This window comes from Aliivibrio fischeri ATCC 7744 = JCM 18803 = DSM 507, from assembly GCF_023983475.1.
Lineage (GTDB): Bacteria > Pseudomonadota > Gammaproteobacteria > Enterobacterales > Vibrionaceae > Aliivibrio > Aliivibrio fischeri.
In genome coordinates, this window is sequence record NZ_CP092712.1 from 1033472 (window position 1) to 1054354 (window position 20883).

The window sequence follows — 20883 nt, forward strand, 5'->3', positions numbered from 1 at the left end:
AAGACGATAAGGGTTGTGGGTAGTTATCCACTAAAACTGTGGATAACTATGTTAATGGATCTTTGTTAACTGCCTCTAAGCATGATTAAATATAGGCTCAGCACTTAATAAGTAAAATGAAAAATAAGAACTGGCGACAAAAATCAATAACTTACAGGTTGTATATGTTTTACTTATCAATAGTAATGATTATTCACGGTAAAAATAAAGAATAAAGTTAAATTGATTATAAATTAATCTTTTCTGGGGAAAACTTTTCTTATTTAAGAGTTTCTATAAAAAAGAGAAGGGATTTGATAGGGTAGTAACTTATAAAAATAAGTAGGAAAGTGGAGCAGTATAAAATGTCTAGTGCGTATGAACTCGTATCTAATTATCAACCTGCGGGCGATCAACCTCAAGCGATAAAAACACTTAATGAAGGTCTTGAAAATGGGTTAGCTCACCAAACGTTACTGGGGGTTACTGGTTCAGGTAAAACATTTACTCTTGCTAATGTTATTGCTCATTCTGGTCGCCCAACGATCATTATGGCTCATAACAAAACATTAGCAGCACAGTTATATGGTGAAATGAAAGCCTTCTTCCCAAATAACGCCGTTGAATATTTTGTTTCTTATTTTGATTATTACCAACCAGAAGCCTATGTACCAACGACGGATACATTTATAGAAAAAGACTCATCGGTTAATGAGCACATTGAGCAAATGCGTTTATCAGCAACCAAAGCACTATTAGAACGCAAAGATGCGATTATTATTGCTTCTGTTTCAGCAATATATGGCTTAGGTGATCCAAAAGCCTATTTGAGTATGATGCTGCATTTACGCCGTGGTGACATTATTAATCAAAGAGACATGCTGCGTCGTTTAGCCGAATTGCAATATAAGCGTAATGACATGGCTTTTGAACGAGGTACATTTCGAGTTCGTGGGGAAGTGTTGGATATTTTTCCAGCAGAGTCTGAACATGAAGCCATTCGTATTGAAATGTTTGATGATGAAGTTGAGCGCATCAGTAAGTTTGATCCATTAACAGGGTCAATTATAGCGAAAGATATGCCACGTTGTACTATCTACCCTAAAACACACTATGTAACCCCTCGTGAACAGGTCTTAGATGCGATCGAAAAGATCAAAGTCGATCTTGCTATTAGACAAAAAGAATTGCTAGAAAATAATAAGCTTGTTGAAGAGCAGCGTATCACTCAGCGAACTCAATTTGATATTGAAATGATGAACGAACTGGGTTTTTGCTCAGGGATTGAAAACTATTCACGTTATTTGAGTGGTCGTCCAGAAGGTGAGGCTCCTCCAACCTTGTTTGATTATTTACCACAAGATGGCCTATTAATTATTGATGAATCTCATATTACCGTTTCTCAAATAGGTGCTATGTATAAGGGGGACCGCTCACGTAAAGAGAATTTAGTCGAGTATGGATTTAGACTACCATCGGCATTAGACAATCGTCCGTTGCGTTTTGAAGAATTTGAAGCATTAGCCCCTCAAACTATTTATGTATCAGCTACTCCTGGTAAATATGAGATAGAAAAGTCAGATGGAGAAATTGCCGAACAAGTCGTACGTCCAACTGGATTATTAGATCCTGTGATTGAAGTTCGTCCAGTGGCGACACAAGTGGATGATTTATTATCAGAGATCCGTATTCGAACTAAAAACAATGAACGAGTATTAGTGACAACATTGACGAAGCGTATGGCTGAAGACCTAACGGAATATCTTGATGAGCATGGCGTAAAAGTTCGTTATTTACATTCAGATATTGATACGGTTGAACGTGTCGAAATTATTCGTGATTTACGTCTAGGTGAGTTTGATGTACTTGTTGGCATTAACTTACTTCGAGAAGGCCTAGACATGCCTGAGGTTTCATTGGTTGCGATTTTAGATGCAGATAAAGAAGGCTTTTTACGTTCTGAACGTTCGTTAATTCAAACGATTGGTCGTGCTGCTCGTAACTTAGAGGGTAAAGCCATTCTTTATGCTGATAAGATCACTGGTTCAATGGAAAAAGCCATTGGTGAAACAGAAAGACGAAGAGAGAAGCAGCAATTACACAATGAAGCGTTAGGTATTGTTCCACAAGCGCTTAAGAAAGACGTTGCCGATATTCTTGAATTGGGTGATATGACTAAAAATAAACGTAAAGTCGTTGCACCTAAGATTAAGTTATCTGAAGTTGCAGAAGAAGGAGCTAGTTACAGTTCGATGTCGCCACAACAGTTAGAAAAGGCGATTCAGAAGCTAGAAAGTAAGATGTATCAACATGCGAAAGACTTGGAATTTGAACAAGCTGCACAAGTTCGAGATGAGATTGATAATTTAAGAAAACAATTTATAGTGAATAGTTAGTTATTGATTTTATAGCAGAAAAAAAGAAGCCAACCGCAATATCCCGGTTGGCTTTATTGTTCATGTGAAAGTAAATTTCACTAACAACGTCAGTTGGCTAGGTGACCCTTTGGCTTAAAGGGTCAATATACCTATTGCAGGGAGCGTGCCAACTTTTTTACCTGTAAAAATAAGCTAAAAAAGCCTAAATAGTGCGCAAAGTCATCCTTTTTTGCATTTTGCAAATTGCGTTTTGCAAATCATGATTGCATAATGCAAATATCAATCGTGTTTTTACCCTCAAGTTGGATTTGATGATACAAAAAAAATATTTATTAATGGTAGAAGATACCGCTTCCGTTGCTGCGTTATATCGCTCTTATTTAAACCCGTTAGGTTTTGATATTGACGTCGTAGCTAAAGGTGTTGAAGCCATTGAGAAAATAAAATTAAGAACCCCAGACCTTGTGTTACTAGATTTACGTCTGCCTGACATGACAGGTTTTGATGTCTTGGCTGAAATTCGCAAAGATAACCAAAGTATTCCTGTTGTTTTAATGACGGCTCATGGCTCTATTGATGCTGCAGTAGAAGCCATGCAGTTAGGGGCTCAAGATTTCTTAATCAAACCATGCGAAGCTGACCGTTTGAGGGTTACGGTAAATAACGCATTACGACGTGCACAAAAAGACCAGAAAGAATTTCAAGAAAATCCAAAAGATACCAATAAACAGTATCAAGGGTTTATTGGTAGTAGCTCTCAAATGCATCAGGTGTATCGCACGATAGATTCCGCCGCACCAAGTAAAGCAACGGTATTTATTACTGGTGAATCGGGGACGGGTAAAGAGGTGTGTGCAGAAGCCATCCATGCAGCTAGTAAGCGTGGAGACGGGCCTTTTATTGCTATTAACTGTGCGGCAATTCCAAAAGATTTAATTGAAAGTGAGCTTTTTGGTCACGTTAAAGGTGCATTTACAGGTGCCTCAGTTGATCGAAAAGGTGCTGCCGAACAAGCAGATGGAGGTACGCTTTTCCTCGATGAATTATGTGAAATGGATTTGGATTTACAAACCAAATTATTGCGATTTATTCAAACGGGTACTTTTCAAAAAGTTGGTTCTTCTAAAATGAGTCGAGTTGATGTTCGATTTGTGTGTGCGACTAACCGTGACCCTTGGTTAGAAGTTCAAGAAGGACGCTTTAGAGAAGACCTTTATTATCGTCTGCATGTTATCCCTTTAACGTTACCGCCTTTAAGAGATAGAGGTAATGATATTATTGAGATTGGACACTCAATCCTTGGGCACTTTTCACATGAGGAAGGTCGCGAATTTATCACATTTAGTCCCGAGGTTGTGGACAGGTTTTTGAATTACGATTGGCCTGGAAACGTACGACAATTGCAAAATGTGATTAGGAATGTAGTCGTATTAAATAAAGGAAAAGAAGTCGAATTATCCATGCTGCCCCCTCCATTATCATTAGATAGTAAGAGTGGTGTAAATATTGCATCTAATGTATCCATAAGCGATTCAACTAAGCCTACAGAATCTATTCTGCCTAGTAATAGGATCTTAGATAGTAAAGATCAAGAAACTATTATTCCGTTATGGCAATCTGAAAAACAGATCATTGAAAACGCAATTGAACTATGTGGTGGGAACATTCCACAAGCCGCTAAGCAATTAGAGGTTAGTCCCTCTACAATATATAGAAAACTACAGTCTTGGAATGAAAGATAAGGGGACTATCGTGAGTCAGTATGTTAATCAAATCGCTGTAAATCAATTAATGCAGGAAGTTGGAGATGAAAATATCCCTGTGCTTTTTGGTATTTTTTGTGATGAGTTAGATGATTTTATTGGGGCGCTTAGTAGTCATCCTGAAATTGATAAAGTAAGAGAAATTAGCCATTGTCTAAAGAGCAGTGCGGGCAGTTTTGGTGCAGATAAGCTTGCAAAAATGGCGATTCATATTGAAGAAAAAGCGAAGCAGAAACAAGAAAAATGGGTTGAGCGCAATATCTCTGAATTTGTAGACATTGCGCGTCAAACTGAAATGGCTTATCGAGAGCTCTTACTTAAGTAAATCAATAATCGCGTCTTTTAACTTTTCTCTATCGTGTCGCCAATCATGATTTGGCGATGCGAGATCAGTCTTCTTGCAATCGTATTCTTGTTGTAATCCATTTAATTCTTTATCTGTTAGAATAATATCTACCTTTCGTCCTGAACATGCGCGTTCACACCATTCAAGCATCATTCTATGATCCATTTTACCTGCTGGACCAAATTCTTTAGATAGATTATCAATAAAAACGACTTTGGCTTTCTTGTTTGAATTAATGGCTTTTCCTATACCCGGAAGTAAAAGAGGTGGCATGATGCTTGTTAAAAAGCTTCCAGGGCCAAGTAATATTAAATCCGCTTGTTTGACAGCATCAATGGCTTCAAGTGTTGCTGGTACTTCAGGGTCGAGAAATAAACGTAAAGGAAGTTCATCCATTTCATCGACATTAGTTTCGCCAGATATTTTACGTAAATCTGAGGTTAATGCTCCCAAATCTGATGGGTGCTCGGACATTGGGATGATATGGGTTTCTACTTTTAGCATGTCACGAATTAGATTAATTGCATCTAATGGACGAACACTTAAGTTATCCAACGCCGTCAGCATTAAGTTACCCAAATTGTGCCCGTGCAGTTCACCTTGGCCTTTAAAACGGTACTCAAACATCATTGAACTGATTGACGGGTCCATAATTAATTGATTGATACAGTTACGTGTATCACCCCAGGCAATTCCGCCTTGGCATTCACGTATACGGCCTGTGGAACCACCGTTATCAGTCGTTGCAACAATTCCAGTTGCATTGCCACCAAAGTCACTTAATGCCGCGAGAACTCGACCTAGTCCGTGACCGCCGCCAATAGCAACAATTTTATGTTCAATCATAGTTGTGATACTTAATTATGTAGTGATAGTTATTAAAGTGTGCTCGATAATGAAAATCAGGACAAGTCAGTATTGGTGAAATGATGAAGTTATCACAGATTACCTTGGTATTTATTATCGAATCGTTACCACTTTATAGATAGTTAGTCATAAATATGAGCTAAAAACGTCTGTAATAGCAAAAAAATTGGAAAAACAGATGAATATTGAGTATTTTAATAAGAGCACCAAACTGAAAAGTCAGTATGGTTGCCATAACTCCGAGCTCAAGCTGCTAAGTTGTTTTTTAAGAAGCACTCAATATGTAGCGTGAGCCAGTGACAATTCGGTCACAAGGGTTTGTTTGGAAATGAACAAGCCTCCCGTGTTTGGAAAGGTGTTCCGTGGCGCAACAATTCGCAGATAATTTTGATCGTAAGTTCTATTACTTACGATTGTCAGTTACAGACGTCTGTAACTTTAAATGTACTTATTGCTTACCTGATGGTTATAAACCAGAAAAGGGAAAGCGTGAGTCCTTCCTTGAACTTGATGAAATCGAACGTACAGTAAGTGCGTTTGCTCGTTGTGGTACGTCAAAAGTACGTATTACAGGGGGAGAACCAAGTCTTCGCAAAGATTTCACTGATATTATTCGTACTGTTGCCTCTCAGCCTGGTATTACTAAGGTTGCAACTACTACCAACGGTTATCGTATGGAAAAACATGTTGCAGAATGGAGAGAAGCAGGGTTAACCGATATTAATGTGAGTGTTGATAGCTTAAATCCACATATGTTTTATCAGATCACTGGCGAAAATAAATTTGCTGAAGTGATGGCTGGTATTGATAAAGCGCTTGAAGTTGGTTTTAAACAAGTCAAAGTAAATACCGTATTATTAAAAGATCTCAATAGCACCGAACTTCCTTTATTTTTAAAGTGGATTCAAACTCGCCCGATTCAATTGCGCTTTATTGAATTAATGCAAACGGGTGAAATGAATGATCTATTTAAAAATCATCATCAATCTGGTGTGTCTATTCGAAATCATCTTATTGCCAATGGTTGGTTATTAAAAGCTCGTGGTGAAAGCGATGGTCCTGCGCAGGTATTTATTCATCCTGATTACGTGGGTGAAATAGGACTTATCATGCCATATGAAAAAGATTTTTGTCAGAGCTGTAACCGACTTCGTGTATCGGCAAAAGGCAAGTTACATATGTGTTTATTTGGTGATTATGGTGTGGATCTTCGCGACTTATTACAGCAAGATTCTCAACAAGATGAATTAATCCAACGAATTCAAACTCAGCTAAATAACAAAGCTGAAGGCCATTTTTTACATGATGGCCACGCAGGAATGACCCCTCATTTAGCCTCAATTGGCGGATAATAAAGAAGAATTATGTCAAATTTTACTCATATTAATGCCTCTGGTGAGGCAAACATGGTTGATGTTTCTGCGAAACAAGAAACCGTTCGTGAAGCTCGTGCTGAAGCCTTTGTTCATATGGCTCCAGAAACGTTAGAGCTTATCGTTTCAGGCTCTCACCATAAAGGTGATGTTTTTGCTACAGCACGTATTGCAGGTATTCAAGCGGCCAAAAAAACATGGGATTTAATCCCACTTTGTCATCCTCTATTACTTTCTAAAGTTGAAGTTCAACTTGAAGCGATTGAGGCTGAAAACATGGTTCGAATCGAGTCAGTATGCAAGCTAGCAGGTAAAACAGGTGTTGAGATGGAAGCATTAACAGCGGCATCCGTTGCGGCATTGACCATTTATGACATGTGTAAAGCGGTCCAAAAAGATATGGTTATTGGTCAAGTTCGTTTATTAGAAAAAACGGGCGGTAAATCTGGACACTTTAAGGCAGACGCATGATTACAGTATTATTTTTCGCACAAACAAAAGAGTTAATTGGCACTGATAAACTGGAACTATCTGGTGAATACGCAACGGCGGAAGCCATTCGTCAGGAATTAAGCCAAAAGGGCGATAAGTGGGACTTAGCGTTAGAAAAAGGCAAGCTGCTTGTTGCTATTAATCAAACGATTTCAAGCTTAGATTCTACTGTTTCTGATGGTGATGAAGTTGCTTTTTTCCCACCAGTAACAGGTGGTTAATATGATTTCTGTTCAAGAGCATGATTTTAATGTTGGCGATGAATATCAATTACTAGCAGAAGGTACTGCAGCTGGTGCCGTCGTTACTTTCATTGGTAAAGTTCGTGATATGAACTTAGGTGATGATGTTACAGGTCTATCCTTAGAACATTACCCAGGAATGACTGAGAAGTCTCTTAACGATATCGTTGCACAAGCTAAAGAGCGTTGGCCTCTACTTAAAGTGAAGGTGATTCATAGAGTCGGTGACTTAGAACTTGGCGATCAAATTGTCTTTGTGGGTGTATCAAGTGCTCACCGTGGTGCTGCGTTTGATTCTTGTGAATTCATTATGGATTACTTGAAAACCAATGCTCCGTTCTGGAAAAAAGAGCGAACTACAAAAGAAGTGCGTTGGGTTGAATCTCGAGATACAGATAAAACAGCGGCAGAGCGTTGGGAAAAATAGACGTATAAGAACTGAATTATATCGGTATAAAGAAAAAGGGAAGATAGCATCAGCTTTCTTCCCTTTTTTAATGTTATAGACCCTACAAACAAGTAGGGCTATATATTATTTGTTATAAATACCAAACTGCTCCATAGCGTAGGCTACACGAGCTTCTGGGGTAGGGTAAGGAACGGTTTCTTCTAAGCTCTCAATATGCTTCAGTCTAGGTAATAAACCCGTACCGTTTGCAATTTGAATCGCAAGGCCTGGACGAGCATTCAGCTCTAAAACCATAGGACCATATTCTTTATCAAGAACCATATCAGTCCCCATATAGCCTAAGCCCGTCATTTCCCAAGCACTTGATGCCAGCGTTAGTAACTTTTCCCAATGAGGTACTTCAAGTGTACTGAGTAGCTTACCTGTATCAGGGTGCGTTTCTACTGGTAAATCAAACTGTACTGCGCGTACTGCTTTACCTGTACCAATATCTATACCAACACCCACAGCCCCTTGGTGTAGGTTAGCTTTACCATCTGAGTCTGATGTTGATAAACGCATCATAGCCATAACAGGGTAGCCTTTAAATACGATAATTCGTACATCAGGTACACCTTCATAACTGAATCCATCAAAAACGTCATCAAATTGAATTAAGTTCTCGATAACCGCAACGTCATTCTTACCACCCAATGAGAAAAGACCAGCGAGGGTATTGGTAATATGGCGTTCAACATCTTGTTTTGAAGCTTCAGCACCAGATGGTTTAGTATAAACGCCATCTTTGTGTGATGTTACAACAAGTATACCCTTACCACCGCTTCCTTGAGCTGGTTTAATAACAAAGCCAGGCCAGTCTTTAACGATGTTGTGAATATTTTTCACTTCAGCTTGACTATCGATCACACCAATTAGCTTTGGAACGGTTGCCCCTGCTTTTTCGGCGATGATCTTGGTTTTTAATTTGTCATCAACCAATGGGTATTTGCTTCTGTCATTGTAACGGCCAATATAGCTGCCGTTACGTTGGTTCATACCCATGATGCCTTTTGCTTTTAGTTTTGACGGAGAAGTAAATCTACTAAACATAGGTTAGTCCTCCGCTAATGGCTTAAAGCGACGAAGCTCACTTAGTCGGTAACCTGTGTAGTTACCTAGCATTAGAATAAGTGCTAAGACAATTAGCTGTATACCAATGAAGTTAAATGTAAGATGCTGTACAAATGGGTTTGTCATTGCGATATAAATAATTACCGCAGTTAGTAATGAACCACCACCTTGTGTAGCAACTTCTTTCCAACCTTCTTCTTCCCAAAGGATAGACATACGTTCAACAGTCCAAGATAGAATGATCATTGGGAAGAACGTGATACTTAGACCCGCTGTTAATCCAATCTTGAATGCAACGATAGTAAACAGGGAAATGATCATAATAACCGTGATGATAACGGCTGAGATCCTGGCAACTAAGAGTAAGTTAAGTTTTGATAAGTAACTTCGGATAATTAGACCAGTACCAACAATCAATAAGAAACCCACAATACCTGTAACTAACTGTGTTTGTACAAATGCAACCGCAATTAGAACTGGCATGAAAGTACCAGAGGTTTTTAAGCCGATAATGATTCTTAAGAAAACAACAATCAAAGCACCAATTGGAATCAACATGATGGTTTTAAACATCGATTGTTCTTCAAGAGGTAGACTGTGAATTGAGAAGTTTAATAAGTTATCTGCTTCTACTTTTTTATCCGTAGCTGCAGCAGGAGAAATTTCCTGTGCAATCATAGAGAAATGAATTTGGCTGTTTTTACCACCAACAACATCCAGCAATGAAACGTTAGTCTCATCCCAAAGAAGTAAATTTGATGGTTGGCCTTGTTCGCCAGTTTCTGGGTTAAATAGTTTCCAATGCTCACCGTTCCATACTTCAATCATATGTTGAACTGATTGACGACGACGGCCATCTTCTAACCAAAGAGTACCAACCACTTTATTATGAATGCTCTCAAAGCTAAGTAGTTTTGAAATGGCTTGAACTTTAGTCAGGTCATTAAGAAGTAATGATGCATTTTGGTTATCTTTATCATTAAACTGCTTAATAAGCTCACGAGTTAGTGTAATGTCATTAGAAGAACGTTGACGTGCTTGTTCTAGTAATGAAATTGCTGCTGCTTCATGTGGTCCTTCAAATGTTACAGCTTCTGGCTTCTCAGTTTTAGGTGGCTCAATCGTTGCGCTAGCTTGAGGATCCACTAAAATTTGAGTTTTATAGTAGAGCGTTTGAGGTCCATCGGCTTGACGAATTGTCCATTCAGCGCGACGTCCATGCTCTGTTGTTAAGTAAGCAATACCATAGCCTGGTGATGAAGCACTTTCATCAACAATAGTAAAGCCTGTTTGAGTTTGTGGAGCAGCCATAGAAACCTTAACAGGCTTATTTACAGCATCAAATTGAATACGGGCTTCTACATCCCATACTTGGCTTCTTTCTCCTGGAGTCCAAGGCACACCATATGAGTCATGGCGAAGCCAGCTCAATGTAAGTCCTGCAACAATTAATAGCGAGATAAGAAAATAAAAAGGCACTCTTGATGGCATAACGTCCTCATTGTAATGGCATAAGTGGAAGATAATTATAATTGTAATTCATGCGGTAATTTATGCTACTAAGATATTGAATAAATTACCGCTTATTTGAGGTAGGAGCTATTTTTTGCTTTGAACGAATTCTTTGCTGACATCAACAACTGCGATATCTTGAATAAACTCACGACCTAATAAAACAGAATGAGTCATGTGAGATCGATCTGCAAGGGTAAACTGTACTTTTTCGTGGATTGCGCCAAGTTTTATCCATAATTCGACAACAGGGCGGCGTTCAGCATCTTCTGCCGTTGCTTGACGAATTTTTACGTTACGGATAACAGGAGCAGTAATCCACTCAAGTTTTCCATCATCAGCTTTTACGTCTTGGTTTACTAAATGGAATCGAACCCATTGACTACCATTGCGTTCAAATTCTTGTAAATCAACTGCATTTAAAGAAGAGGTTGTTGCACCTGTATCAATACGAGCAGTAAATGCTTGTTTAATATCTGCTATTTCAACATTCTCAATTGCGCCAAGCACAATGGTGTCTTTTAAAGCTTGAGATTGCATAGAAACAGGAAGCGGGGCAAGACGTTTTTTCTTAGATGTCGCGACCCTAATGCTGTTTTGAATTTTTGTTTGTTCTGAACGAACAATAGATAACTCTTCAGAAACGTTAGATAATTCTTTTTCTAATGTAGAAATATATTCGTTTTGAGTCTCAATTTTACCTTCCATCGTATCTAAACGAGTATTCAGGTTGGTTTCCATTGATTTAATTGCAGCGACGGTTTCTGAATTGTCTGAAGCTAAAGGTTGAGCTTGTTGTGTAAGAGCACAGCCAGAAAGGCTTAAAACTGCAACCAGTGGTAGAATTCGTTGGATCATTTTATGTTCCGTTGAGTTAAATTAACATGTGCATAATAACGATAATAAATGGGAGCGAATAGCCCCCAAATGTTAAAGTTTAGTCAGGTTTCTTTGCTATTAAAATCGCACGTTTTGGTGCTGGGTGACCTTCAATGGTTTTTGTTGAATCATTTGGGTCTAAGTATTCAGGCAGAGAGTTGTGTTTCATCCATTCAGTAGAGCGTTGCTCGCCTGTTGTGGTAACACATTCATCTACTATTTTTACATCGACGAATCCCACGCTTTCTAACCATACTTTTAGTGCTCTAGCTGATGGGAAGAAGTAAACATTGCGCATTTGAGCGTAACGATCAACTGGCATTAATACTGCGTTTTCATCACCATCAATAACTAAGGTTTCTAGTACCAATTCACCACCAGCAACTAATTGGTTTTTTAGTTGAATTAAATGGTCTAGTGGAGAACGACGGTGATATAACACACCCATACTAAATACGGTATCAAACGCATTCAATTCAGGAAGTTGCTCAATTCCTAACGGTAATAGGTGAGCACGTTGGTCATTCCCCATTAGTTTACGAATTGCTTCAAACTGAATTAAAAACAAATGTGATGGATCAATACCCACACACAAACGAGCTTCTTCACCAAGCATGCGCCACATATGATATCCGTTACCGCAGCCAACATCTAAAACTGAACGATTTTTTAGTGGTGTAATGTGAGGTAACAAACGATCCCATTTCCAATCTGAGCGCCATTCAGTATCAATATGAATGTCATGAACCGTAAATGGACCTTTTCGCCATGGATGGAAAGTTTGTAATAAGTTTTCTAATTTTTTGCGTTCGCCATCAATTAATGGGGTGTTATTTGATAGCGTTACTGATGATTTTAAGTCGATATTATCAGCGCATCCCTCAGGGATTTTTTTCAACGCTTTTATCCAACGCTCAATATCACCATGTTCTGCATTCTGCCAGTCGGTTAGTTGTTGTGGCAATGTATTTAACCAAGGCTGAAGAACGGTATCTTGGGCTAGAAGTTGATAAAAATTAGCAAAATTAAACATAAATATCTTTATATAGTTGGTGATAACAAAACAGGGTTATTTGATGGCAAACATTGAACCGAAGTTAAAACATTGAAACCACACTTCAGAGCTTTTAAAGCCAATCTCATTAAAGCGCTTTTTGTGCACGTCAATTGTGTCAGGTAGCATCACGTTTTCAATAGCACTGCGTTTTTGACTTATTTCTAATTCGCTATAGCCATTTGCACGTTTAAAGTCATGGTGTAGGTCAATCAGTAATTCGTTAGCATTTTCATCTTCAAAAATGTATTTCTCGGATAAAATTAAAATGCCGCCAGGACGCAAGCCTGCATAAATCTTTTCAAGTAAAGCGTGACGGTCAGCAGGCGCTAAAAATTGCAATGTGAAATTTAAAACAACGACAGAAGCATCTTGAATATCAACATCACGTATATCTGCTTCTAGAATCGTCACTGGTGTGTCAGAACGGTAAGCATTAACAAGTAAGCGACAACGCTCCACCATAGCGGATGAATTATCCACTCCAATAATTTGGCAACCTTCTTGATTAATACTTCTGCGCATTGAAAGCGTTGCCGCCCCTAGTGAACAGCCTAAATCATACACATTTGAATGTGGTTTAGCATAGCGTTCGGCCAGCATACCGATGGCTGAGATAATATTGCTGTAGCCTGGAATGGATCGTTGGATCATGTCAGGGAATACTTCAGCAACGCGTTCATCAAATGTGAAATCACCAATTTTGTCGATTGGTGTAGAAAAAATAGTATCAGGGTTAGCCATGGGATTCTCACTAAGGCTTGGTTATGACATCCATACGAAACTCATACAACTCTAGGTAAATATTGATTCTACTTACCTAGAACGGCATGATTCATAGCACTCCAGCTTATGATGGCGCTATTGTAGTGAATTCTTGAGTTAATGTCTTTAGGGCAATGAAAATTGAAAGGGAACTTTTTCACAGGACTAACAGACTGGAAGTTACTTGGGTATACGTTATTTTTCCTTTATAATATTGGCATATTTTTGCGTTTTGTATATTAATTCAGCAGATTGGCTGGTAAATACGTCATTTAAGCAAGCGTGAATAGAATTATGAAAAATGCAGCACTCCTTTTTCGCTGCATTTACTATTGAACATGTATATTAGATTGGGAAAATCATCATGCGCACCCATTACTGTGGTAACCTGAACAAGTCCCTTGCAGGGCAAACTGTAGAACTTTGCGGCTGGGTAAACCGCCGCCGTGATTTAGGCGGTCTTATCTTTATTGATATGCGAGATCGTGAAGGTATCGTTCAGGTAGTTGTTGACCCAGATATGAAAGACGTATTTGAGGTTGCAAGTCAACTGCGTAATGAATTCTGTATCAAATTTACTGGTGAAGTACGTGTTCGTCCTGATAGCCAAGTAAATAAAGATATGGCTACTGGTGAAGTAGAACTTTTGGCTACAGGCCTTGAGATCATCAACCGCTCTGCGGCGCTTCCATTAGACTTCAACCAAACTAACTCAGAAGAGCAACGTCTGAAGTATCGTTACATTGATTTACGTCGTCCAGAAATGAGTGACCGTATCAAGTTACGTGCTCGTGCATCAAGCTTCGTTCGTCGTTTCTTAGATGAAAACTTATTCCTAGATATCGAAACGCCAGTATTAACGAAAGCAACACCAGAAGGTGCTCGTGACTACTTAGTACCAAGCCGTGTTCATAAAGGTAGCTTCTACGCTCTACCACAATCACCACAGCTATTTAAACAATTGCTAATGATGTCTGGTTTTGACCGTTACTACCAAATCGTAAAATGTTTCCGTGATGAAGATTTACGTGCTGACCGTCAACCTGAGTTTACTCAAATCGATATCGAAACCTCATTCATGACTTCTCAAGAAGTTCGTAATGTGACTGAGCGTCTTGTTCACGATATGTGGAAAGAGCTTCTAGATGTTGAACTTGGTCAATTCCCTGTAATGCCATTCTCTGAAGCAATGCGCCGTTTTGGTTCTGATAAACCAGATCTACGTAACCCGCTTGAACTTGTTGACGTTGCTGATCTTGTTAAAGATGTAGACTTCAAAGTGTTCTCAGGTCCTGCAAATGATGAAAAAGGTCGTGTAGCCGTTATCCGTGTACCTGCTGGTGCTTCATTATCTCGTAAGCAAATCGATGAGTACGGTAACTTCGTAGGTATCTACGGTGCGAAAGGCTTAGCTTGGATGAAAGTGAACGATCGTGCTGCAGGTTTTGAAGGTGTTCAATCTCCAGTTGCTAAGTTCTTAAATGAAGAAGTAGTCAACGCAATTCTTGAGCGTACTCAAGCTGAAACAGGCGATATCATTCTATTTGGTGCCGATAAAGCAGGTATCGTATCGGAAGCGATGGGCGCACTACGTCTTAAGTTAGGTACTGATCTTGAACTAACAGATACATCTGCATGGGCTCCATTATGGGTTGTTGATTTCCCAATGTTTGAAGAAGACGGAGAAGGTAACTTGCATGCAATGCACCACCCATTCACATCTCCTTTAGGTGTTTCTGCTGAAGAGCTACAAGCAAACCCTGCTGCAGCGAACTCTGATGCATACGATATGGTAATTAACGGCTACGAAGTTGGTGGTGGTTCTGTACGTATCCATAATGCAGAAATGCAAACAGCGGTATTTGGTATCCTAGGTATCGAAGCGCAAGAACAACAAGAGAAATTTGGTTTCCTACTTGAAGCTCTAAAATACGGTACGCCGCCACATGCAGGTCTTGCGTTCGGTCTTGACCGTCTAGCAATGCTACTTTGTGGTACAGAAAACATCCGTGATGTTATCGCGTTCCCGAAAACAACGGCTGCAGCATGTCTACTTACAGACGCTCCAAGCCTAGCAAACCCTGCTTCTTTAGAAGAATTGGCGATTGCAGTTAAACTTGCCGAGAAAAAAGACGCATAATTAGCGTTTAACTCTTTGTAAAAAATGCCCGTATTTATGCGGGCATTTTTGTATCTATACTATGTAAAGTGAAACTGCTCTTTATTACTAATACCTTGAGTTTGAAGTGGTATCTAGCTAATATATATGTATAAATAATCAGTGGTTTTTATATGTCTATCATTTTAGGGATTGATCCCGGCTCGCGTATTACTGGATATGGTGTTATTCGCCAAAATGGCCGTCATCTGCAATATCTTGGCAGTGGTTGTATTCGTATGTCTGAAAAAGAACTACCTGGTCGATTAAAGCAAATTTATGCGGGGGTTTCTGAAATCATCACGCAATTCCAACCTGATGTGTTTGCGATTGAACAAGTATTTATGTCGAAAAATGCCGACTCAGCATTAAAGCTTGGTCAAGCGAGAGGCAGTGCAATAGTGGCTGCTGTGAATGCAGACCTGCCAGTATATGAATATGCTGCACGCTTAATTAAGCAAGCAGTAACAGGAACGGGTGGTGCTGATAAATCTCAAGTCCAACATATGGTAATGAGTATGTTGAAACTGCCGGCTAAACCACAAGCCGATGCTGCTGATGCATTAGGCGCAGCCATTTGTCATGCCAATACCAATAAAACATTAATTGCGTTAGCTGGTAAAGCAACGGGAGCACGTCGTGGGCGTTATAGATAAAGAGTGTCAGTGCAGCTTGTTATAAATTCTCATTTCTTTTACTGGATATCTATCCAGTTCTTTATTACTATCTTAACTTATTATTTATTTTAAAGAGTATCTATTGTGATTGGACGTCTTCGCGGAAATTTATTAGAAAAACAACCACCAGAATTATTGATCGAAGTGAGTGGTATTGGCTATGAAGTACAGATGCCAATGAGCTGTTTTTATGAATTACCAGAAGTGGGTTCGGAAGCCATTATTTATACTCATTATGTTGTACGTGAAGATGCACAGCTACTATATGGTTTTAATACTAAAAACGAACGAGCTTTGTTTCGTGAAGTAATTAAAGCAAATGGTGTTGGCCCTAAGCTGGGCTTAGCTATTCTATCAGGAATGACAGCTGCGCAATTTGTACAAAGTGTTGAACGTGAAGATATCTCAACATTGGTTAAGTTACCCGGGGTTGGTAAAAAGACAGCGGAAAGACTTGTCGTTGAAATGAAAGATAGATTAAAAGGATGGGGAGCGGGTGATCTCTTTACACCAGCGACCGATGCAGCACCAATGGACGATGGTTCAGAATTTATCACATCTCCACAAAGTGCTGTGGATGAAGCGGTTAGTGCATTAATCGCATTGGGTTATAAACCACAACAAGCATCTAAAACTGTTTCTCAAGTTGCTAAGCCGGACATGACCAGTGAAGTATTGATCCGTGAATCATTAAAATCGATGATTTAATCATCTTCTAATTGTTGAGTACTTATTTATGATTGAAGCAGATCGTTTAATTGCGGCAGATAACCCAACTTTTCGCGAAGAGGATGTGATTGATAGAGCCATCCGTCCTAAAAAGTTAGATGATTATCAAGGCCAAGATCATGTTCGAGGTCAAATGGAGATTTTCATTAAAGCTGCACAAATGCGTGAAGAAGCACTGGATCATCTACTTATTTTTGGTCCTCCAGGTTTAGGTAAGACAACATTAGCCAATATTGTAGCTAATGAGATGGGCGTAAATATAAGAACGACATCAGGACCTGTTCTTGAAAAAGCAGGGGACTTAGCTGCATTACTGACGAATTTAGAAGAAAACGATATTTTATTTATTGATGAAATTCATCGCTTAAGCCCTATGGTTGAAGAAGTGCTTTATCCTGCGATGGAAGATTATCAACTTGATATAATGATAGGTGAAGGCCCCGCAGCTCGTTCAATAAAAATTGATTTACCTCCGTTTACTTTAATTGGTGCAACGACAAGGGCTGGATCATTAACATCACCGCTTCGTGATCGTTTTGGTATTGTGCAACGTTTAGAATATTACAAAGTCGAAGATCTTCAGCACATAGTTCAACGCAGCGCAGATTGTTTGAATTTATCAATGGAGTCTGAAGGTGCATTAGAAGTGGCTCGTCGTGCACGTGGTACTCCTCGTATTGCTAACCGCTTATTACGCCGTGTTCGTGATTATGCTGAAGTTATGAGTGATGGAAATATCTCATCTGATATCGCTGATAAAGCGCTTAATATGCTCGATGTGGATGTTCGAGGTTTTGATTACATGGACAGAAAGCTATTGTTAGCTATTATGGAGAAGTTTGATGGTGGGCCTGTTGGCTTAGATAATATCGCAGCAGCCATTGGTGAAGAGCGAGATACCATTGAAGATGTCATTGAACCTTATCTCATTCAACAAGGCTATCTGCAAAGAACGCCTAGAGGGCGAATTGTATCTGATCGGGCATATCTACATTTTGGAATTGATAAGCCTGATAAATAGATTTCGTTACGGTATTAATATATTTACACAGTCTATTAATATTTTAAGCTGAGTTAATTGAAAGCGAGTGATCAAAATCACTCGTTTTTTCGTATATGGATTATTGAAAGTGTGAAAAATGAACACTTACTAAAAAATAAATGTAATTAACTTACAATTTTGAGACAAACCTTTTGAAAGAAATCTTGTTTCCTATTAATATTAGCGGGTTCTATATTAGAGTTAACTTAACATTAAATTAACCTGATTTACACATTTATGTAACACTTTGTGGTTATTAATACGCTAATGAATATTAAGACTACATAGATAAAGTGTTTACGCTCACTTAAAAGTATGGAAGTACTGTGTCATTCAGCCTGACACAAAGGAGTTCTCATGATCACTGATGTAGTGGAGTTATCGCGTCTGCAATTTGCAATGACAGCGATGTATCACTTCCTATTCGTTCCTCTGACTCTAGGTATGGCCTTTTTATTGGCTATTATGGAGTCTTTATATGTAATGACCGACAAACAAATCTACAAGGACATGACAAAGTTCTGGGGTAAATTGTTCGGTATTAACTTTGCACTAGGTGTAGCAACTGGTTTAACAATGGAATTCCAGTTTGGTACTAACTGGTCTTACTATTCACACTACGTTGGTGATATTTTCGGGGCACCTCTTGCCATCGAAGCACTAATGGCTTTCTTCTTAGAATCTACTTTTGTTGGTTTATTCTTCTTTGGTTGGGATCGTTTATCTAAACGTCAACACCTTGCAGTAACTTGGTTAGTTGCTTTAGGTTCAAACTTCTCAGCACTTTGGATTCTAGTAGCTAACGGCTGGATGCAAAACCCAGTAGGTGCGGAATTTAACTTTGAAACAATGCGTATGGAAATGGTGAGCTTCGCTGAAGTTGTACTAAACCCAGTAGCACAAGTTAAATTTGTTCACACAGTAGCATCAGGTTACACATGTGGCGCAATGTTCGTACTAGGTATCAGTTCTTACTACCTACTAAAAGGCCGTGATATTGCATTTGCACGTCGTTCATTCGCAATTGCTGCTTCTTTTGGTATGGCATCAATCCTATCTGTAATGGTTCTTGGTGATGAGTCTGGCTATGAGCTAGGTGAAGTACAACAAGTTAAACTTGCTGCTATCGAAGCTGAATGGCATACAGAAGAAGCGCCTGCTGCGTTTACTGTGATTGGTTTACCAAATCAAGAATCTATGGAAACAGATTACGCAATTAAGATCCCATATGTAATGGGTATTATTGCAACTCGTTCTCTAGATAAGCAAGTGACTGGCTTACGTGACCTTAAAGACCAACATGAACTTCGCATCCGAAACGGTATGGTTGCGTACGGTCTACTTGAGAAATTACGTAATGGTGAGAAAACACCTGAAAACATTGCTGCATTTGATGATGTAAAACATGACTTAGGTTATGGCTTACTTCTTAAGCGTTATACAGATAACGTAGTTGATGCAACAGAAGACCAAATTAAAGCGGCTGCGGATGATTCAATCCCAACAGTATGGCCATTGTTCTTCTCATTCCGAATCATGGTAGCTTGTGGCGTATTAATGCTTGGTATCTTTGCTTTTGCATTTGTTCAAACATGTCGTCAAAAAATCGAAGCGAAGCCTTGGTTACTTAAAGCTGCACTATTTGGCATGCCATTACCATGGATTGCGATTGAAGCAGGTTGGTTCGTAGCAGAATATGGTCGTCAACCATGGGCTGTTGGTGAGATCTTACCTGTAAACGTAGCGGCATCGGCATTAACAGCAACTGAAATTCTAATTTCAATGGCTGCAATAATTGGCTTGTACACGATTTTCTTGATTGCTGAAGTTTACCTAATGGTGAAATTTGCTCGTAAAGGTCCAAGTAGCTTGAAAACAGGCCGCTACCACTTTGAGCAAAACGGTCAAGATTCAGAAGCGAAATTAACTCGCCAAGTAGAAGCATAAAAACGGAGATTTGAGCAATGTTTGATTACGAAGTATTGCGATTTGTTTGGTGGGCATTAATCGGTGTATTACTGATTGGTTTCGCTGTAACAGATGGATTCGATATGGGTGTTGGTGCACTAGTACCTGTTATCGGTAAAACAGATTCAGAACGTCGAGTTATGATTAACTCAATTGCCCCTCACTGGGATGGTAACCAAGTATGGTTAATCACTGCTGGTGGTGCATTATTCGCAGCATGGCCATTAGTATACGCAACATCATTTTCAGGTTTTTACCTAGCAATGATCGTAACGTTAGCAGCATTATGGTTCCGTCCTGTTGGATTTGATTACCGTTCTAAAATTGAAGATAAACGCTGGCGTTCAGCGTGGGATGCAGCGATCTTTATTGGTAGCTTTGTTCCACCAGTTATCTTTGGTGTTGCGTTTGGTAACCTTCTACAAGGTGTTCCATTCCAACTGGATAACCTAATGATGCCAACTTACCACGGTTCATTCTTTGGTCTGTTAAACCCATTTGCACTAGTGTGTGGCTTAGTAAGTTCATTTATGTTCATTACTCAAGGCGCAACATGGCTACAAATGAAAACAACGGGTGATTTGCACACTCGCGCACGAAATATGGCAATGATCTTTAGTGCTCTTGTAATTGTTCTATTTGTTATTGCAGGTATCTGGGCTCAGAGCATTGAAGGTTATGTGATTGTAGGTAGCCTAGATCACTTTGCACCGTCAAATCCATTAAACAAAGAAGTAACTCGTGAAGTAGGTGCTTTGTTCCATAACTTCAACGAATACCCATTACTATGGATTGCGCCAGCATTAGCAGTGATCATGCCTATCGTTACAATTATTGCATCTCGTGCAAATATTGGCGGTCTTGCGTTCTTAAGCTCAAGTTTAACTAACGCTGGTGTTATCTTAACTTCTGGTTTTGCGTTATTCCCATTCGTAATGCCATCAAGCTTGAACCCGAACCACAGCTTAACTATGTGGGATTCAACTTCAAGTGAGTTAACACTTACGCTAATGACATACGTTGCTATCGTAATGGTACCAATTATTCTTGCTTACACTATCTGGACGTACATTAAAATGTTTGGTCGTCTTGATAATAAATTCATTGAAGAGAACAAAACGTCTCTATACTAAGGAGTAT

General features: G+C 39.2%; 19 protein-coding genes and 1 riboswitch. Of the genes, 13 read left to right on the plus strand and 6 right to left on the minus strand.

Going from position 1 to position 20883, the window contains the following annotated elements:
• Positions 1-344: 344 nt before the first annotated feature.
• The 3 genes from uvrB to AVFI_RS04905 all read left to right on the plus strand — a co-directional run bounded on the left by uvrB (position 345) and on the right by AVFI_RS04905 (position 4445).
• Positions 345-2375 carry an excinuclease ABC subunit UvrB gene (uvrB, locus tag AVFI_RS04895; protein ID WP_054775585.1) on the plus strand — a complete coding sequence of 677 codons (2031 nt, stop codon included), beginning with the start codon at positions 345-347 and terminating at the stop codon, positions 2373-2375.
• A 293-nt stretch (positions 2376-2668) separates the two neighbouring features.
• Positions 2669-4099, plus strand: coding sequence for a quorum-sensing sigma-54 dependent transcriptional regulator LuxO (gene luxO / locus AVFI_RS04900; RefSeq protein ID WP_012534219.1), 1431 nt, complete (start codon positions 2669-2671; stop codon positions 4097-4099).
• A gap of 10 nt (positions 4100-4109) precedes the next feature.
• Complete coding sequence (locus AVFI_RS04905; protein ID WP_012533672.1) at positions 4110-4445, plus strand: Hpt domain-containing protein; 336 nt, start codon at positions 4110-4112, stop codon at positions 4443-4445.
• Here AVFI_RS04905 and yvcK read toward each other — a convergent pair.
• Complete coding sequence (gene yvcK, locus AVFI_RS04910; protein ID WP_005418582.1) at positions 4434-5312, minus strand: uridine diphosphate-N-acetylglucosamine-binding protein YvcK; 879 nt, start codon at positions 5310-5312, stop codon at positions 4434-4436. The genes AVFI_RS04905 and yvcK overlap by 12 nt on opposite strands.
• 246 nt (positions 5313-5558) lie before the next feature.
• Positions 5559-5707, plus strand: a riboswitch (molybdenum cofactor riboswitch).
• On the opposite strand from yvcK, the gene moaA reads away from it, so the two are divergent.
• The 4 genes from moaA to moaE all read left to right on the plus strand — a co-directional run bounded on the left by moaA (position 5696) and on the right by moaE (position 7867).
• Positions 5696-6685: a GTP 3',8-cyclase MoaA gene (gene moaA, locus AVFI_RS04915; protein ID WP_054775586.1), complete on the plus strand. Its 990-nt coding sequence runs from the start codon at positions 5696-5698 to the stop codon at positions 6683-6685. Its footprint overlaps the riboswitch before it by 12 nt.
• A 12-nt stretch (positions 6686-6697) precedes the next feature.
• The gene (gene moaC / locus AVFI_RS04920; RefSeq protein ID WP_005418586.1) at positions 6698-7177 is read left to right on the plus strand and encodes a cyclic pyranopterin monophosphate synthase MoaC; all 480 of its coding nucleotides are present in this window, start codon (positions 6698-6700) and stop codon (positions 7175-7177) included.
• Positions 7174-7419, plus strand: coding sequence for a molybdopterin synthase sulfur carrier subunit (moaD, locus tag AVFI_RS04925; protein ID WP_054775587.1), 246 nt, complete (start codon positions 7174-7176; stop codon positions 7417-7419). Before moaC ends, moaD begins: the two co-directional genes overlap by 4 nt.
• Position 7420: 1 nt before the next feature.
• Complete coding sequence (gene moaE / locus AVFI_RS04930; RefSeq protein WP_005418591.1) at positions 7421-7867, plus strand: molybdopterin synthase catalytic subunit MoaE; 447 nt, start codon at positions 7421-7423, stop codon at positions 7865-7867.
• A gap of 105 nt (positions 7868-7972) precedes the next feature.
• Here the strand turns inward: moaE and AVFI_RS04935 are convergent, their stop codons facing one another.
• From AVFI_RS04935 to cmoA, 5 genes are all read right to left on the minus strand, one after another.
• The gene (locus AVFI_RS04935; protein ID WP_005418593.1) at positions 7973-8938 is read right to left on the minus strand and encodes an alpha-L-glutamate ligase-like protein; all 966 of its coding nucleotides are present in this window, start codon (positions 8936-8938) and stop codon (positions 7973-7975) included.
• A gap of 3 nt (positions 8939-8941) precedes the next feature.
• On the minus strand, positions 8942-10450 hold the full coding sequence (locus tag AVFI_RS04940) for an inactive transglutaminase family protein (protein WP_012533711.1): 1509 nt from the start codon (positions 10448-10450) through the stop codon (positions 8942-8944).
• A gap of 108 nt (positions 10451-10558) precedes the next feature.
• On the minus strand, positions 10559-11329 hold the full coding sequence (locus AVFI_RS04945; protein ID WP_188863276.1) for an ATP-dependent zinc protease family protein: 771 nt from the start codon (positions 11327-11329) through the stop codon (positions 10559-10561).
• A 79-nt stretch (positions 11330-11408) separates the two neighbouring features.
• Positions 11409-12383: a tRNA 5-methoxyuridine(34)/uridine 5-oxyacetic acid(34) synthase CmoB gene (gene cmoB / locus AVFI_RS04950; RefSeq protein WP_012532950.1), complete on the minus strand. Its 975-nt coding sequence runs from the start codon at positions 12381-12383 to the stop codon at positions 11409-11411.
• Between the two features lie 36 nt (positions 12384-12419).
• Positions 12420-13148: a carboxy-S-adenosyl-L-methionine synthase CmoA gene (gene cmoA, locus AVFI_RS04955; protein ID WP_017019154.1), complete on the minus strand. Its 729-nt coding sequence runs from the start codon at positions 13146-13148 to the stop codon at positions 12420-12422.
• A 385-nt stretch (positions 13149-13533) separates the two neighbouring features.
• Between cmoA and aspS the strand changes: the two genes are divergently transcribed.
• From aspS to cydB, 6 genes are all read left to right on the plus strand, one after another.
• Positions 13534-15309, plus strand: a complete 1776-nt coding sequence (aspS, locus tag AVFI_RS04960) for an aspartate--tRNA ligase (protein WP_188863275.1) — start codon at positions 13534-13536, stop codon at positions 15307-15309.
• A gap of 152 nt (positions 15310-15461) precedes the next feature.
• Complete coding sequence (ruvC, locus tag AVFI_RS04965) at positions 15462-15983, plus strand: crossover junction endodeoxyribonuclease RuvC (protein ID WP_005418602.1); 522 nt, start codon at positions 15462-15464, stop codon at positions 15981-15983.
• Between the two features lie 105 nt (positions 15984-16088).
• Positions 16089-16712, plus strand: coding sequence for a Holliday junction branch migration protein RuvA (gene ruvA / locus AVFI_RS04970; protein WP_012533683.1), 624 nt, complete (start codon positions 16089-16091; stop codon positions 16710-16712).
• Between the two features lie 28 nt (positions 16713-16740).
• A complete protein-coding gene (gene ruvB, locus AVFI_RS04975; RefSeq protein WP_012532908.1) occupies positions 16741-17754 on the plus strand; it encodes a Holliday junction branch migration DNA helicase RuvB in 1014 nt (337 codons plus the stop codon).
• Between the two features lie 381 nt (positions 17755-18135).
• Entirely contained in the window at positions 18136-19722 is a 1587-nt protein-coding gene (cydA, locus tag AVFI_RS04980) for a cytochrome ubiquinol oxidase subunit I (RefSeq protein ID WP_026029308.1), read from the plus strand.
• A gap of 17 nt (positions 19723-19739) precedes the next feature.
• On the plus strand, positions 19740-20876 hold the full coding sequence (gene cydB / locus AVFI_RS04985) for a cytochrome d ubiquinol oxidase subunit II (protein ID WP_017019152.1): 1137 nt from the start codon (positions 19740-19742) through the stop codon (positions 20874-20876).
• The last annotated feature ends 7 nt before the right edge of the window (positions 20877-20883 follow it).

Bases quoted from the DNA above. Each gene is read 5' to 3' on its own strand.
- uvrB (WP_054775585.1), top strand. From the start codon at position 345: ATGTCTAGTGCGTATGAACTCGTATCTAATTATCAACCTGCGGGCGAT.
- ruvC (WP_005418602.1), top strand. From the start codon at position 15,462: ATGTCTATCATTTTAGGGATTGATCCCGGCTCGCGTATTACTGGATAT.
- cmoA (WP_017019154.1), bottom strand. From the start codon at position 13,148: ATGGCTAACCCTGATACTATTTTTTCTACACCAATCGACAAAATTGGT.
- aspS (WP_188863275.1), top strand. From the start codon at position 13,534: ATGCGCACCCATTACTGTGGTAACCTGAACAAGTCCCTTGCAGGGCAA.
- moaE (WP_005418591.1), top strand. From the start codon at position 7,421: ATGATTTCTGTTCAAGAGCATGATTTTAATGTTGGCGATGAATATCAA.
- AVFI_RS04940 (WP_012533711.1), bottom strand. From the start codon at position 10,450: ATGCCATCAAGAGTGCCTTTTTATTTTCTTATCTCGCTATTAATTGTT.
- luxO (WP_012534219.1), top strand. From the start codon at position 2,669: ATGATACAAAAAAAATATTTATTAATGGTAGAAGATACCGCTTCCGTT.
- moaC (WP_005418586.1), top strand. From the start codon at position 6,698: ATGTCAAATTTTACTCATATTAATGCCTCTGGTGAGGCAAACATGGTT.
- cydB (WP_017019152.1), top strand. From the start codon at position 19,740: ATGTTTGATTACGAAGTATTGCGATTTGTTTGGTGGGCATTAATCGGT.
- ruvB (WP_012532908.1), top strand. From the start codon at position 16,741: ATGATTGAAGCAGATCGTTTAATTGCGGCAGATAACCCAACTTTTCGC.
- AVFI_RS04945 (WP_188863276.1), bottom strand. From the start codon at position 11,329: ATGATCCAACGAATTCTACCACTGGTTGCAGTTTTAAGCCTTTCTGGC.
- yvcK (WP_005418582.1), bottom strand. From the start codon at position 5,312: ATGATTGAACATAAAATTGTTGCTATTGGCGGCGGTCACGGACTAGGT.
- cmoB (WP_012532950.1), bottom strand. From the start codon at position 12,383: ATGTTTAATTTTGCTAATTTTTATCAACTTCTAGCCCAAGATACCGTT.
- AVFI_RS04935 (WP_005418593.1), bottom strand. From the start codon at position 8,938: ATGTTTAGTAGATTTACTTCTCCGTCAAAACTAAAAGCAAAAGGCATC.
- moaD (WP_054775587.1), top strand. From the start codon at position 7,174: ATGATTACAGTATTATTTTTCGCACAAACAAAAGAGTTAATTGGCACT.